The organism is Streptomyces hydrogenans (assembly GCF_014656075.1).
Taxonomy (GTDB): Bacteria; Actinomycetota; Actinomycetes; order Streptomycetales; family Streptomycetaceae; genus Streptomyces; species Streptomyces hydrogenans.
In genome coordinates, this window is the sequence record NZ_BNBS01000159.1 from 1 (window position 1) to 15,520 (window position 15,520).

General features: G+C 65.1%; 6 protein-coding genes and 3 pseudogenes. 5 read left to right on the forward strand and 4 right to left on the reverse strand.

Features of this window, described 5'->3' with window-relative positions; translation table 11 throughout:
* The first annotated feature begins 198 nt into the window (after positions 1 to 198).
* Positions 199 to 1,490, forward strand: a pseudogene (locus IE321_RS37145) (IS256 family transposase).
* Positions 1,491 to 2,395: 905 nt separating this feature from the next.
* On the opposite strand, the gene IE321_RS37150 reads toward IE321_RS37145, so the two are convergent.
* The 3 genes from IE321_RS37150 to IE321_RS37160 form a co-directional block, all read right to left on the reverse strand.
* Positions 2,396 to 2,872, reverse strand: a complete 477-nt coding sequence (locus IE321_RS37150; protein WP_190226150.1) for a hypothetical protein — start codon at positions 2,870 to 2,872, stop codon at positions 2,396 to 2,398.
* A 67-nt stretch (positions 2,873 to 2,939) separates the two neighbouring features.
* Positions 2,940 to 9,182, reverse strand: coding sequence for a DNRLRE domain-containing protein (locus tag IE321_RS37155; protein WP_190226151.1), 6,243 nt, complete (start codon positions 9,180 to 9,182; stop codon positions 2,940 to 2,942).
* Positions 9,183 to 10,051: 869 nt separating this feature from the next.
* Positions 10,052 to 10,866 (reverse strand): IS5 family transposase gene (locus tag IE321_RS37160; protein ID WP_226652884.1). Its coding sequence is split into 2 segments (ribosomal slippage): positions 10,052 to 10,524 and positions 10,524 to 10,866, totalling 816 coding nucleotides; the frame shifts between segments, so codons are not numbered across the junction.
* Between the two features lie 109 nt (positions 10,867 to 10,975).
* On the opposite strand from IE321_RS37160, the pseudogene IE321_RS37165 reads away from it, so the two are divergent.
* The 3 genes and pseudogenes from IE321_RS37165 to IE321_RS37175 all read left to right on the forward strand — a co-directional run.
* A pseudogene (locus IE321_RS37165) lies at positions 10,976 to 11,604 on the forward strand (IS5 family transposase); the annotation flags it as partial.
* A gap of 554 nt (positions 11,605 to 12,158) precedes the next feature.
* Positions 12,159 to 12,665 carry a MauE/DoxX family redox-associated membrane protein gene (locus IE321_RS37170; protein ID WP_190226153.1) on the forward strand — a complete coding sequence of 169 codons (507 nt, stop codon included), beginning with the start codon at positions 12,159 to 12,161 and terminating at the stop codon, positions 12,663 to 12,665.
* 221 nt (positions 12,666 to 12,886) lie between these two features.
* On the forward strand, positions 12,887 to 13,504 hold the full coding sequence (locus tag IE321_RS37175) for a DsbA family protein (protein WP_190226154.1): 618 nt from the start codon (positions 12,887 to 12,889) through the stop codon (positions 13,502 to 13,504).
* 183 nt (positions 13,505 to 13,687) lie between these two features.
* Here IE321_RS37175 and IE321_RS37185 read toward each other — a convergent pair.
* Positions 13,688 to 13,984 (reverse strand): annotated as a pseudogene (locus IE321_RS37185) (integrase core domain-containing protein); the annotation flags it as partial.
* A gap of 51 nt (positions 13,985 to 14,035) precedes the next feature.
* Here IE321_RS37185 and IE321_RS37190 point away from each other — a divergent pair.
* Positions 14,036 to 14,554, forward strand: coding sequence for a hypothetical protein (locus tag IE321_RS37190; protein WP_373316660.1), 519 nt, complete (start codon positions 14,036 to 14,038; stop codon positions 14,552 to 14,554).
* Positions 14,555 to 15,520 lie beyond the last annotated feature (966 nt).

Consider the following 15,520-nt stretch of genomic DNA (forward strand, 5'->3'; position numbering starts at 1 on the left):
CAGCGGTCCATGGCCGATCGTGCCTGATGTCCTCGCGCGCGAGTCCCCACCCATGAACAGCCCCCATTTCCCATCCTGACGCATTGCTGCCTACGTGAATCATGCAGAGGGCCCGGCAGGTCTGTCACGACACCCTCACTCAGTTTCCCCGGGACTGTAAATCGTTCGGTGTAACTCCCGATCATGGAGGATGCATCGATGACCAGTGAGAACGCGACCGAGGCCGAGACCGTCGAGCCGTCTGAGCTGCAGCCGGCGAGAGCGGTGGACGACCGGCTGATCGACGAGCTGGTGTCCCGGGCTCAGGCCGAGGGCCTGCAGCTGACCGGCGAGGGCGGACTGCTCCAGCAGCTGACGAAGCGGCTGCTGGAGTCCGCCCTGGAAGGCGAGATCACCGATCACCTCGGCTATGACAAGCACGACCCGGCCGGGAAGAACGGCGGGAACTCCCGCAACGGGACCCGTGCGAAGACCGTCCTGACCGATGTCGGTCCGGTGGAGATATCCGTGCCCCGCGACCGGGATGGATCGTTCGAGCCGAAGATCGTCAAGAAGCGGCAGAAGCGTCTGACCGGAGTGGACGAGATGGTCATCTCGCTGTCCGCGAAGGGCCTGACCACGGGCGAGGTCCAGGCCCACCTCGCCGAGGTCTATGGCGCCGACGTCTCCCGCCAGACGATCTCCACGATCACCGACAAGGTCCTCGAGGGCATGGCCGAATGGCAGAACCGCCCCCTCGACCCCGTCTATCCAGTCGTGTTCATCGACGCGATCCACGTGAAGATCCGCGACGGCGCGGTGGCCAACCGGCCGATCTACGTCGCCCTGGCCGCCACTGTCGAGGGCCGGCGCGAGATCCTGGGCTTGTGGGCCGGGGCTGGTGGCGAGGGCGCCAAGCACTGGATGCACATCCTGACCGAGATCAAGAACCGCGGCGTGAATGATGTCCTGATGCTGGTCTGCGACGGCCTGAAGGGCCTGCCTGACGCGGTCGGGACCGTCTGGCCGCAGACGGTCGTGCAGACCTGTGTGGTCCACCTGCTGCGGAACTCCTTCCGCTATGCTGCCCGCCAGGACTGGGACAAGATCTCCAAACTCCTCAGGCCGGTCTATACGGCGGCGACCGAGGAGGCCGCGCTGGAGCGGTTCGCGGAGTTCGCCGATGCTTGGGGCAAAAAGTATCCGGCGATCGTCAGGCTCTGGGAGAACGCCTGGGAGGAGTTCACCCCGTTCCTGCGGTTCGACACCGAGATCCGTCGCACTGTCTGCACCACGAACGCGATCGAGTCGGTGACGCCAGGATCCGGCGGGCGGTCAAGGCCCGTGGGCACTTCCCGAACGAGCAGGCCGCGTTGAAGTGCGTCTACCTGGCGATCATGTCCCTCGACCCGACCGGCAAGGGACAAACCCGCTGGACTCTGCGCTGGAAGACCGCGTTGAACGCCTTCGACATCACCTTCGACGGCCGGCTCTCCGCCGCCCGCCAGTAACCCCCACCACTACTGTTATACCGCTCGATTGACAGACCCCAACCGGGGATGTCGAGCAGAGCCCGACGCCAGGCCGCAGCGTTGCCAGTCCCCGCCGCTACCGTTCACCCGTTCACGATCTTCAGGGAGGGGTGGCTCGGTGGGTGCCAGCGGATGGGATGCGCTACTCCCCTGACAGGCGCAGCAGTTTATGATGCGGCGCCCGCTACGGAACCAGATTGGCTCCCCACAGCGCGGGCCAGATAAAGCGATCCAGAAGTCATAGGCACGCGGGTAGTACAGCTTTGCCGCGATGCGCCTGACCCATGGAGCGGAGTCGCTCTCATCATCCGAGCGGACCAGCATGTCGTCGCGGTAGTAGTACAGGGCACCGAGTACGAGGCTCATGCCCCAGCTACATAGGAATCCAAAGTTGAAGATCTTCCGTGGGTAGCCGCTCAAGTCCAGAACGTCTTCGAGGACGAACATGCTCAACGCCGCTGTGGCGACGAACGTCATCAGGGCGCCAATCCTGCCCAGGCAGCTGCGGGAACGCAGATATCCAGCTCATTGCGACTCAGGCGTTCACGACGCGCAAGGCGCTGACATAGCTCACGTTCTTCACGCCGCTCCTCAGCAGTGGGGTTGTGTCCGATGAGGCGCCCAAGGAAGAGGATCTTGCCTACAAAATAGAAGCTGAGGTCCACGGCTGTTGTTCTCGAATCCGGTGGTGGAGGGGATCCAGAATGGCTCCCCTCCACCACCTACTGTTGTGAGCTACTTACCGGCGCCTCGGTTGTTCCACAGGCTCTGGCCGGTGGCGTAGTGGGTGCTGGAGATCGTGTAATGGGTGTCGTAGCGGCCCCAGCGGGCCGCCTTGCCGACTTCGGCTCTGTAGCGACGGCCAGCCTGGGGGCAGAAAAAGCTCACACCAGCCTTGTAGCCCAAAGCGTCGGCCAGACGGCTAGGGCGACCGCGAGCCAAAAGTCGTACGCGCGAGGGTAGTAACACCTGTTGGCGACTCTCCACCGCCAACTTCCGTGCTCCCACTCGGATGTGCGATCAAGCATCGCGTTCCGAAACAGACAGATGAAAACGAGCGCGCCTGCGGTTCCAAACACAGCTAGTAGGGCGAAGTTGATGATCTCGAATACAACACCTCCCACGGAATCCCCGCTCCTCCCGCAGACGGCTAGGGCGGCGATGCTTGCCATGACGGCACCGATCCAAGCCCATGCGGCCGGGCCGAAACATGCGTCGAGTTCCTCTTTATCCAGGTGCTCCCCACGCGCGAGACGCCTGCAGAGATCCTGCTCTTCCTTACGTTCCTCGGTCGAGGGGCTGTGTCCGATGAGGCGTCCGAGAGGCAGGATTTTGCCCACGATGTACCAGTTGAGATCCACGGTTTGAGCTCCCGTGACGAAGGTGATTTGGGAGGGGCAGCTCGTGACTGCCCCTCCCCTCAGTGGGCTATCGGCGGCGACGGTTGTTCCACAGACTCTGGCCAGTGGCGTAGTGGACGCCGAAGGCGGTGTAATGGGCGTCGTAGCGGCCCCAGCGGGCTGCCTTGCCGGCCGCGGACCTGTAGCGGCTTCCAGAGCGGGCTACGGCACGTTTGGTGGAGCTCTTTTTTCTCACGCGTGCCTTCTTGGCGGCACCGTATGCCTTCTTGGCCTTCTTGGCCTTGTAGGCCAAGCGCAGCGACCTGCCCGCGATGCCGATCCCGGGGAGTGATATCGCGAGCCCGACGCGATCGCCGGACTTGTAGGACCGGTAGGCGCTGTACATGTTCAGCCCTAGTGTGACGGCGCCGAGACCCGGCACGAACATGGAGGCGACGGATGCGACGGTGGCGATGGTACCGATGTTGCGTTTGACGAAGCGTCCGGCACGCTTGGCCCATTTGGGCATGCCCCATTTGCCGTCGAGGTCGAACATGTTGACCGGGTCAGCGTTGACGTAGTCGTAGGCGTTGGCGTTGCCGCCGTAGACGGGGTCGGTGGACAGGAAGCGCCCGGTGGCGGGGTTGTAGAGGCGCACTCCCATGAGCGTGAGGCCGGTGAGGGTCTCGCCGGAGCGTTGCTTGCCGCCGAGCCAGTTGTAGCGAGTTGTCTCCTGTCCTGCGCGTGCCTGGCCGTACTCGTCGCTGTCCAGTACGACGGGGGCCGTGGAGACTTCCAGGGGGAGTTGGAGGGCGACGTCGCCGTGGATGTTGATGAGCTGCAGAACCGTGTCGCCGGTTTTGCTGGTGGTCGCGGCGAGGTCTCCGGATGCGGAGCCGACGTTGCGGGTCAGCGCGCCGGAGGTGGTGTCCTCGGTGACCCAGCGGGGGTTGTCGCTGTCGGAGTCGTAGTGGTTGAGCTTGGACTGCTCGCGGCTCCAGGTGCTGCCGCTGCCGGTTTCCACGGTGAAGGAGCGGAAGCGGTGTGCGGCATCGAGCTTCCAGGTCTGCCGCTTGCCCTCAGCGGTCTGCTGGTAGATCAGGTCGTTGGCGTAGTAGCCGATCGTGCCGTGGTCGGGGACCGATGTGGTACGGCCGAACGCGTCGTAGACGTAACCGGTGTTGGTGATGCGGTTCGCGCTGTCGTAGCTAGAGTTCCGCGTGGTTCCGTTGCCAGTGGTGCAGTCGGAGCCCTGGGCGGTGGAGGCGGTGGTCAGCGAGGTGCGATTGGTGAACTTGTCGAAGCCGTAGCTGCGCGTGGTGCACACCGATTCCACGGTGTCCTCGACGCGGGTCATCCGGCCGATCTTGTCGTAGCGGTAGCGCTGCTGGGACCAGCCGGCATGCCTGGTGACTTGTCCGTGGATGGATTCGCTGACGGTGTCGGAGACAACCTGGAGTTTGTCGCTGTCGCGGGTGTAGGTCCGCGTGCTGGGTGCGCCGGTGGGGTCCTCTTCCTGGGTGAGGGTGTAGCCGCCAGGCAGCTGCTCGCTGGTCACGCTGCCGTCGGCGTCGTAGCGGGCGCTGAAGGTGCCGGCTACCGAGTCGGTGGTGGAGGTGGCCAGTCCGCGCGGCTCGATGGAGGTGTCGTAGGTGTAGGTGACGGTGGAAGGAACCGAGTCGGTGACCTTGGTCGGTCGGTCGAGCTGGTCGTATTCGGTCGTGGTGGTGGCGCCGTCGGCGTCGGTGTAGGAGATCTGCCGGCCGAGCTTGTCGTACGCCTTGGTGATGGTGCCGCCGGTGGGTGAAGTCGTCTTGATCTCACGGCCGGTGGCAGGGTCGTAAACCGTGGTGGACTCGGGCACGGCCTGGCCGACGCCGCCGGTGACCTTGCTGGTCACCGGGCGGCCCGCGCCATCGAACGTGGTTGTGGTGGTGCGGGTGGTGCCGTTGGCGGTTTCGGTGACCTTGGCTGGCTGGCTCCACCAGTTGTATTCGGTGGTGGTGGTCGGCATCTGGGTCGGGTTGGATCCGCCGCCGGTGATGGCGTCGGCCGGTCCTACCGAGCAGAGCTGGTCGGCCCATTCGGGCCGGCCCGCGCAGGTGCCGTTGCCGGTGGCGGACCAGTAGGTGGTGACGCGGGCCGCGGCGTCGTTGCCGGTCGAGCCGGGCGGGATCTCCTTGGTCTTGCGGCCTTGTGCGTCGTACTCGGTGGTGGTGGTCAGGGCGAGACCGCCGGGGTCCTGGATCGACTTGGTGGGCAGGCCCGTGGCCCAGTCGTACACGGTCTGGGTGACCCGGGTATCGGCCATCGTGTCGGGGTGGGTGCGGACCTGTGCACCGGTGGTGGTCTTGGTGACCTGGTCCCGGATCTTGGCGGTGCCGTCGGTGGGACGGCCCGCGTCGTATTCGTTGACTGTCCAGCCGCGTGCGGCGACCGGGGTGCCGGCCGGGATGTCGGTGCTGGAGCCGGACTTCACGTCCGTGGTGAGGTCGATGCGGTGCACCGGCCCGAGCTCCTCCAGCTCCCGGGTGCCGGCCTCGTTGTAGATCGAGCGTGTTGCCAGCAGCTCGGCGCGTTCCGAGCTGTCGAGGGCAGTGATACCGAGCTCGGCCAGCTGCGCCCTGTCGCCGTCGCTGACGCCGAGGGCGAGTGCGCGGTTGGCCGCGGTCAGTTCGCGTACCGCATTGCCGTTCTCGTCATAGTCGGTAGCGGATATGTGTCCGCCCGGCTTTGCGGTGTTGACCTCGCGGCCCGACACATCCAGGTAGTGAAGGGTGGCGCGCTTGAAGGCGGCCTTGTCGAGATCCCCTCCGGAGTGGGAGGACGGTACGGCATCCGCCGGGAGTACGGCTGTTGCGTCGGTGGGCGCGTACTGCTGCCCCCAGAGGGCGATGTCATGCAGACCCATCTGGTGCGGTGCTTTCGCGCCGTCCAGCGGCACGTCGTACACGATACTGGTGCTGGCAGTGCCATCCGTATGGTCGGTGCTGCCCGGCTTGAGCTTGGGACGCGAGGCCTTGAGCAGCATGCCCTCGCCGGCAGTGTCGGCGTGGCCGGCCTTGCCGTAGGTGAACGTCCAGGGCAGTTCACCGGCCGGGTTCTGGACGGTTACCCGGCCCGCATCGTCGTAGGTGTAGGTGGTCTTGAGCGCCGGGGAGATGAGCGGGTTCCAGGCTTCGCGCAGGCGGCCCTTATCGTCATAGCGGTAGGTCTGGATACTCTTCGCGCTCGCCATGGTTGCGTCCGGTTCGGTGGACCATAGCTTGAGCTCCTTCACCTGGTCCTTGACGTCTCCCAGCGTGCTGCCCGTGGCGGTGGTGGAGGAGGCGTATACGTACTCCAGGGCACGGCAACCCTTGGCCGACGGCGTCGACGTGCATGCCGCAGCCGTTGCCGCGGACGTCGGCGCAATGACCCGCTTGGGCCGCGCCAGCTTCTTGCCGTCCACCGTGACGGTCTCGGAGACCACGGTGGTGGTCGAGTTTGCCAGTCCGTTCAGGAGCGTGGAAGACACCTGCCAGGTCGCGGAGGCGGCGTCGGGCTTGGTGAAGGTGGTGACTGTGCCCTCTGGATCCGAGAGCGTGAACGTTCCGGTCACGCTGCCTTTGAGGACGAGATCCTCGGCACCCGGCTCGGCGATCCAGCTGTTCTTAGCCTTGTTCGCGGTGAAGTGAATCGGGTCGCCCTCGGCGTCAACGACGTCGACCGCGGTGTCGGAGATGCGGCGCAGGTACCCGTAGTCGGAGTCGGTGATCTCAGCCGTGGTGCTGCCTGTCCACTCCTTGCCGAAGATCGGTGCCTGGCCTTCCTGCTTGGCACCCGCATCAGGGTGACGGGAGGAGGCTGAGCGGGTAACGGACAGGCCGAAGGCGGAGGCGTCGGTGGCCGAGAGGCTGTAGTCGCCGGTCAGCAGGTTCACACTGCCGGGGCCGACATCCTCGGTATTGGCACCTGTGGCGTTGCGGTCGACGACCACCGTACGCGGTGCGGTGGAGCCGCTCGCACTGTTGGGGCCGGTGAAGTCGGCCTTGATCTGGATGGTGCCGTCCGGGTTGACGGTCTTGGCCGCATCCCAGGACAGCTTCTTGTTCTTTCCCCCGGGCAAGGCCACGGGCCAGGTGCTGCCGGTGCGCTCGACACTGGTGACGTCGGCGGCGGGTATCTGCTGCCAGGGGTCAGCCTCGGAGCGGCGCCAGGAGAAGGACACCTTGTCGAATTTTCCCGCGTCGCCCTCGGCGATCAGTGGCAGACGTCGTGCGGTGCGCTCGCCGTCGATGGGCTGGATGAAGCCGCCGGGCCCGGCGCGGAAGGTGTACTCGGCTGCCTCGGAGCGGTTGTCTGCCTTGTCCACCGCGCGGACCTGCAGGGTGTGGGTGCCGTCGGTTGTGGGGGTGACGGAGATGTTCTTCGCCGCGGCGCTGGTGTGGCCGACCTTGGTCCAGGTGGTGCCGTCTAGGGACCACTCCAGCCAGTTGATGTCCGCAGAGGCCGGGGTGACGGTGAATGTGCCGGGCTTGCCCGCACCGCCCACCCACTTGTCACCCGGGTAATCCATAGACGTGATCTTTGTGGGTGCGGTGGGGGCCTTGGTGTCGATCGTGAAGTTCTTCCACGCCGACCAGGCGGTGTTGTAGTGCGTGCCGTCGTAGGAGTTGGTGCGGAACTTGTACACCTTGCCCTCGGTCAGCACACCGGCTGGCACGGTCACTGATGCCGGGGAGCCGGAGGCAACGTATGGGGAGACCAAGAGGTTGCCGATCTGTTTGTTGGCCGCCACGTCGAAGATCTGGAAGGTGGCCTTGACGCGGTCACCGTTCTTGTCGGTGATGGTGTCCCGCAGCACCGGCCGCACCGTGTTGACCACGTAGGCACTGCTGTAGGAGAGGTACGGCGGGCCGGCCTCCTGCTTGGTGCCGACGCCGGGGCGGTAGTTGTAGGTCACGGTCAGCTTCGGCGGGTTGTTCGCCGCGTTGGCGGAGTGGAACCGCTTCCACTGCTTGACCACGCCCTCCGAGGCGGCACGTAGACCCATCCCGGAGGTGATGTTTTTGGCCGAGGACCACTCCTGCACCAGCGTCTTCACATCCGCGGTGACCCAGCCGTCCGGCTGCGAGGAGCAGCCCGGGTTGCCTTTAGTCTGGGTGGAGGTGGCCTTCTTGGCCGTCCACGCCGGCTGGGACGTCCATCGCGAGGCGGTGGACGCCTTGCCGGTTGCCCACACCTCCCATGGGTATGTCTTGCAGTCGGTGTTGCCCGAGTGGAAGTTCCACAGAGACAGGGTCGCCGAGGATACAAGGGAGTCGGCGATCGGTGCGGTGTTCCAGGTGATGAGGGAACGCGCGGTACGAGCAGTGCCGTTGGGGTTCTTGGTGCCGGGGTTGCCGAGGTCGAGTTCCTTGTCGGTGGACCAGTCACGGGTCTCGCCCTGCTGGACGTAGGTGTCGAAGACGCTGCTAAGGTTGCCGGTCGAGGGATCCACGGTGACCGGGAACTTGGTGTCCGGATCGGCCAAAAACTTCGCGTCCGGGGTCAAGACCAAGTCCACGCCGTCTTCGGTCTTGACGACCTTCATCGCAACCGGCGCCCGGTTCGTGTGCTCACCGGAAATCTTATCGGTGGTGGCATCCCACATCACCGGCGCCGGCATCACTGCCTGCGTCTTCTTCTTCTCATCCAGGAACAGCAGACTCCCGTCCGCCTGCTCCTTGACTGTCAGGCCCTGGGTCTTCAGAGGCAGCGTGTAGGAGTAGTTGTCCGTCGCCGGCTTCTGCTTGATCTCGACGAACTGCTCGAATCCGGTCCGGGTCGCCTCCACGATCACATCCGCGCCCGGCACCGCTTCCGCATAGCGGGCACGGGTCCCGGACAGCGTCGGTGCGGGCAGGGCGCCCTTCCACTGCAGAGTGATCTGCTCATCACCCTCGCCCAGGGTCACCAGATCACGGGCCGGGGCATCCTGAGCAGCTTTGAGCGAACGTGCCTTTGCTCCACCACCGGCGGACAGCTCCAGGCCGTTGGGGTGCGCGACCGGCTCAACGGAGCCGTCGGCTGCCTTGTGCAGGGTGACGTCGACATCGGTCCAGGATCCGTCGCGCTCGAAGCGGACAGGACCGGCGGAGAGTTCGGTGGTGAGACTGCCATCAGGGTTCGCCCACGTCGTCGACGTCTCCGTACGCTCGGACAGCGCCTCGATCATCTTGCCCGACAACTTCGCAGCCACCCGCGCGGAAGCGATGTTCTCAGCCTGGGTTACCGACGGCTTCGTGCCCGCCTTCGCTGTCGGCTCGGCGGCGAACGCCGCGGCACCCTTCATCACCGTCACCGACATCACTAGCGCGAGGCCACTCGAGAGGTACCTCAGGCTCCGCCCCGACCACGGTCTAGCACGCCCCACCCCGGTATCAGAGGTATCCAGCCCTTGACTATCCGACATATAGGTTTTTCCAATGCTCCTTATTACCGCCCGGCACCTTGCGGAGGACCGGGCTCAATGAAGACTTCGGTCGCCACGCGGCATCCCGCGACGATCGAAGCCAGCCACAGATCTGCCAGCCCTTCCCCGGGACGTAAACGCGCTCGCGCTGCGAAATAAAAGCCCTGCTAGAGGCCGGAGGGGAAGGCCGCGGCGTACAACTCGCGTACGGCCATGTACCGTGCGGGCCTTCGGTTGGATCGAAATTCTTAGCGAAACCAAAGGTTCTTGGGCTCAGACGCTTACCGCGACACTCCTTGGAAGCGGCGGCTCGCCGCCTGGGTCACGCCTTTCGTGATTAGGCTCGACAGCGATGAGAGCCACCAGCCTCAGCCGTCACGGGAAGCCGAACACTTTGCCTCACAACAATTCGACTGCCAGCTCGATCGCGATCGGTGAGCAGGAAGGAAAGTTCCGGCTTTCTTTGCGGCCAGCCATGTTGGTGCCTCATCTTCGTGGGCTCAGTGGAAGAGCTGTCAGATCTCGCAGAGGTTGTAGGCGCCACCGGTCTCACGTCAATGAACGGTGTGCACCGTAATTCCCCCCATTAATTTCTCTCTGTTTCATTCGCAGAAACCGATCAGGTCAGACCCGGTCGCACTCGTCCCACCGTTCACGAGAAACTGACACTGCAACAGCTAGTGTCAATGTATGACCTCATAGATGTGCTATATGACCTTTGATGAGCGGTGGTTTCGGAGATAGCTCGTAGGGTCTTAGAACTGCTATCGGAATGACTTCAGGCGTCGCCAGCAGATGAGTGAGCAAGCGAGGCTGAGGAACGCTTCGTGGATGTCGTCGCGTACTTCCCAGCGGATCCGCAGCCGGCGGAACCAGTGCAAGTGGGCGAAGGTCCGCTCGACGACCCAGCGGTCGGTGCCGAGGCCTGATCCGTGGGGAACTCCGCGTCGGGCGATGACGGGTTTGACGCCCAGGGCCCAGGCGAGTCGCCGGTACTTGTCGTGGTCGTAACCGCGGTCGCCCAGCACGGTGTCGGGCCGGCGGCGGGGGCGGCCGCGCTTGCCCCGGACTGGCGGGACGGCCTGCAGGAGGGGAATGAACTGCGTGACGTCGTTGCGGTTGCCCCCGGTCAGGGTGGCCGCAAGTGGAATGCCCGTGGCATCGGTGATCAGGTGGTGCTTGCTGCCGTTTCTGCCCCGGTCAACAGGGCTTCGTCCAGTCTTGGAGCCCCCTTTAACGCCCGTATGTGAGAGCCGTCGACCACGGCGCGGGAGAAGTCCAGAGCGTCCGCTCCGCGGAGACGCGCGAGGAGAGTCTCGTGCAGCCGCGGCCAGACGCCGGCTTCGGTCCATTCCGCCAGGCGGCGCCAGCAGGTCATGCCTGACCCGAAGCCCAGTTCCTGCGGGAGGTGTTCCCAGGCGATCCCGGTGTGCAGCACGAACAGGATGCCCTGGAACACCAGCCGGTCCGGATGCCGCTTCCGCCCCGGATGACGGGCCCGACGCTCCACCCTCGGCAGGAGCGGCTCGATCACCGCCCAGAGCTCATCATTGACTTCCCACGGCTTCCGCCGAGCCACCCAGCACCCCCCGATCAACGCTCCGAGAGCCGTCCAACCAGCCCGAAGATCATTTCGTTAGGGGTTGTTAGACCGTTTCCCACATGGCTGGTGGTCTGTTGGGCTGGTCGTGGGGAGTGGACGGCAGGGATGGATCGTTCCAGATGGATTGTGGAAGATAGCGAAGCCGTTGCTGCCTCCTGCTCGAGTGTGGCCGCAGGGCGGTGGAGTCTCGAACCTCGATGACGAGGCGGTGTTCGCCGCGATCGTCTACGTGCTGGTCAGCGGCTGCGTCTGGCGGGCTCTGCCGCCGTGCTTCGGGGCGTCGAAGTCGACCGTGCACCGCCGGTTCCTGATCTGGTCCCGTGCCGGAGTCTGGGGCCGGCTGCACCAGAAGGTGCTCGAGCTCCTGGACGGCCACGGCCTGATCGACCTGTCCCGGGCGGTCCTCGACTCCGCTTACGTCCGCGCTAAAAAAGGGGCGAACTTGCAGGTCCAAGCCCTGTGGACCGAGGTAAGCCCGGTTCCAAGACGCATGTCCTGTCCGACGCGGCCGGACTGCCCCTACGCGTCGGACTCTCCGCGGCCAACACCCACGGCAGCCAGGCCCTGAAGCCGATGCTGTCCCATTTCCACATGGGGCACGAATCCCATGCCGCCGATTCCAAGCCCCAGCGTCTGCACGCTGACAAGGCCTACGACATCCCTGAACTGGCGGGCGCTCGCCCGGCACCACGGTCGACGCGAGCACATGAGCGACGCAATCCAAGCCGTCACCAGCCTGCTCTCACGCCACCAGACAGCCGTCCTCGCCGTCACGCTCGACGCGGGCGTCCTGACCGTCCCGGCCGGTGCCGTCCCGCAGCCCACGGCCGGGACGGTGGCGCCCCGTCCCGCATCGAGTGGCCAGGGAGTGACCCGCTGCGGTGGGGAAGTCTGGCTGCCTGAAGCGGGCAAGGGTGGAAGGTAAATAGGTGCTCCGATGGACCTGGTTCGCGCACACCTCAATCGCAACGATCGACGTGGCAGTGGGCGACTGCACCGGCAAGGACGTGATCAGGATTTTTGCCAGACAGGGCCGGTCGCGACAGATCCGGGAACGGTCTTCGGCTCTCTCCGCGCTCTTCGCGTGCGTGCACCGCTCCAAGACCCGATCTCTGGGTACCCGCACCGGCACCGTCTACCCACTGGGTACTGCGGGCGGAAGACTCCCTCTGTCCGCCGAGCGGGACGGTTCACTCTTCGGCCTCCCGCTCACCTGAGCCGGAGTCGCTCAGGCGCGGACTGTCGAAGTATTGAGCACAGGAGCGGTCATGGAAACCTTGGCGGATACTCCTCCACCTAGAATATCGGGCAGACGGCGGAAGTTTTTTTGGTTCCTCGCTCGCTCGCTCCTCTCAATGGTGTGGTTCTTGGCCGGGAGCGCGAAGCTCCAGGACCCGGAGGGAGCGATGCAGGCCGTGCGCGCCTTCCGGGTTCTTCCCGAGGCCTGGGTCGAGATGGTCGCGTACGGGATGCCGGCGCTGGAGATCGGGCTGTCGTTGCTGTTGCTGTTCGGGGTGGGAGGGCGTCTGGGGGCCGTCGTGTCGACCGTCCTCCTGATGGTGTTCATCACCGGGCTCGTCCAGGCCTGGGCCCGCGGGCTGAGTGTCGACTGCGGCTGCTTCGGCGGAGGCGGCGAGGTGGACCCGTCAGAGACCCGTTACGGGCAGGAGATCTCCAGGGACCTCGTCCTCTTTGCCGTCAGCCTCTGGCTCTGTTTTCGGCGCTCCGCCTCGTCCGCAGCCTCCCACCCGCCCATCAACGGAACACCGGCGTGAAGCCATCCCGCCGATCCGCCCGTCCTTCGAGAGGAACCATGAGGGCTACCCCTGCTTCCCCGTCCACGGCCCGTGCCCGCCTGCGTGAACAACAAAATCGTGAGGCACTGCGCAACTATCGTCTGCACATCGCGGCGAAGGGTGTGGGTCTATGCGTCGCTCTTGCCACGGTTATCGGTATCTCGATCGTCCTGCAGTGGAGAGCTGCCGACGAAGGACCTGTGGTCGCACCGGTCGGTGTCGTTGGGGACGGTGGCCTCCTGATACCGGTGGGCCGCAAGGACGCTCCGGTAGTCCTGACGGTGTACGAGGACGCCCGCTGTCCGGGCTGTGCCCAGCTGGAAAAGACCCTGCACACCACTATCAACCGTCTGGAGGACGAGGGGCTTCTCCGCGTCGAGTACCACGTCCTGTCCTTCGTGGACCGAATTGTGGGAGGCAAGGGATCGAAGGTCGCGGCGAACGCGCTCGCCGCTGCACAGGACGCTGGCCGGTTCCGAGAGTTCCACGACGTCCTGTTTGCCCATCCCCCGGCAGAGGAATCCACTGACGTCTTCGCCGACCGCAATTTCCTGCTCAAGCTCGCGGGCCAGATCCCGGGGCTGCGCTCGACTGAGTTCGACAAGGCCGTCGCCGGAGACGCACACAGCGGGTGGGTGAAGGCTGTTCAGGGCCAGTTCGACCAGCAGACGGACATCCAGGCGACGCCGGCGGTACTTCTGGACGGCAAGGACCTCGTCCGGGACCAGGACCACCCGCTCTCCTCCGAGCGACTGGTCGAGCTTGTAAACGAAGCTGTTACGCGAAAGGGGCCGGCCGCCGCGCCGACTGGTCCCTGAGGGAACGCACCAGCCACCACATCACCCCAGCGACACGACGAGCAATACGAACGGGGAACCAATAAGCCGTTTTCATCCTGAATAGCTGCAGGTCAGCAGGGTGTGGACGGCTTGGACGAGGGTGTCGATTCGGCGGGTGGAGCATCGGGCCTGAGGTTGATCCCGGGGAGTGGACACCGGGTTTCATGCGGCGAGTGACAGCGTACGTGACGTGATCAGTTGTTGTTCGAACTCGGCTGGTGTGAGGTATCCGAGGGCGGAGTGCCGACGGCGCCTGTTGTAGTACGACAGCCGGCGGAACACCTCAAGCCGTGTCTGCGCCTTCGACGTTCAGGGTCTTCCGTGAAGCAGTTCTCGTTTGAGGCCCTGGAAGAACGACTCGGTCAGGGCATTGGCGTAGCTCGAGCCGATCCGGCCCATGCTGCGGCGGATGCCGTGCCGGCGGCAGACGTCGGCGAAGGCGGCCGCGTTGTACCGGGCGAGTTCAACTGGTGGTTGCAACACCGGGCGGTTCCGCTGGTGGGCGGGCCGGTGGAGTTACGGGGTGCGCTGGACCTGGAGACCACGCAGGCAGGGGTGATGCCGCGCCGGTTGCCCGCGTGGACCAAGGAGCAGTACCAGGATCCGTCGGTCTACGGGGTGACCGTGATGCCCTCAGGGGTGCGGCTGGTGTTCCGCACCGATGCGCGCGCATTGGAGTTTGAAGTACTCACCTCCACCGGTCAGCTTGACTCTGATCCCCACCCTCGCCCGACAGGGATGCTGGAGTTGGTGCTGGACGGTGCCCTGGTCGGGCGTCAGCAGGCGCCGGTGGGCCACGTGCTGCGGATGGCGGGCCCCGGGGCCGTACAGCGACTCATCCCGGGCGAGCCAGCAACCGTACGGTTCGCCGGGCTGCCGGCCGGTATGAAGGACGTCGAGTTGTGGCTGCCGCAGCAGACCCCCACGGAACTGGTATCCCTGCGCGCTGACGGCGAGGTGCTGGCACCCCTGCCGGACGGGCGGCGGCGCTGGGTGCACCACGGCAGTTCCATCAGCCACTGCATCTGATGAATCTGCTGATGATCACCAGCTTGGTGAGCCGCTCAGCTGGTGATGTTGTGATCCTTTCGGGACGTAGCTCGATGTCTACATGGCGGTCTTTGTGGAGCGTTGACGAGCTGAAGAGGCTCTGAAGTGTGGGTTTAGCTGCCTGCTCGGAATGTAGTGATCGGCACGGGATTTTATTTATGCTGCGAGGGTGAGTGGATTGATTTCTGCTGGTCAAGGCTGTGTGGCGGGCGGTTACCGAGGTGCGAGTCGGCCAGGCGGTGTACCGCCGCCGTGTGTGACTGCTGGAGGGCGGGCAGCACTGTGAGGGATTTGACCGGGCGATGATGTCGAGCGCCTACAGTTACGGCGTGTATGCCTTGGCGTTGACGCGTGATCGGGGACAGAGCATGGCTGGCAGGGCGATTCAACGAACTGCTGTGTAGCCGAAACCGCCCAGATGCCCTTCAGGACCGTGCGTACGGGTTGTTGGGGGCAGTCGCTGCACATCTCGATGTCTCGTGCGAAGTCGGCCCCCGCTGATAGTCGCCACGCACTCCCTCAACCGGGGGCACGCCCACACGTACCTCAGCACCTGTCCGTCAGGCTCGTCGGCCGTCGGTGCCGGCTGACGTCCGGCGTACCGCCGAAGATCCAGATCGAACCGAGGGAGGACCTGGTCGCTCGGCTCGGCCGCTTTCCGGACAGGGGCGACGCCGTCGTCATGGGCCTCGTCGCCTAGCACCTCGCATCGTCGACGGTCCTCAACCTGACCAAGGGCATCAGCAGTCAGGCCGCCGCGAACAAATTCTGAGGAGACCCGCCCACCCCCGGGCGGGGCTGGCCTTCTTTCGGCACCATCTCAGTTCACTTCCGGTGAGGCTGCAGGGGACCTCCTCGTTGTCCGGCTACGTGCGACGAGGCCACGACTAAGAGGTCATCTCATTTGGCTAGCCGGTAGGGTGCGGGCTCGTGGTGGGGATTGTT

Bases quoted from the DNA above. Each gene is read 5' to 3' on its own strand.
- IE321_RS37155 (WP_190226151.1), bottom strand. From the start codon at position 9,182: ATGTCGGTGACGGTGATGAAGGGTGCCGCGGCGTTCGCCGCCGAGCCG.
- IE321_RS37170 (WP_190226153.1), top strand. From the start codon at position 12,159: ATGGAAACCTTGGCGGATACTCCTCCACCTAGAATATCGGGCAGACGG.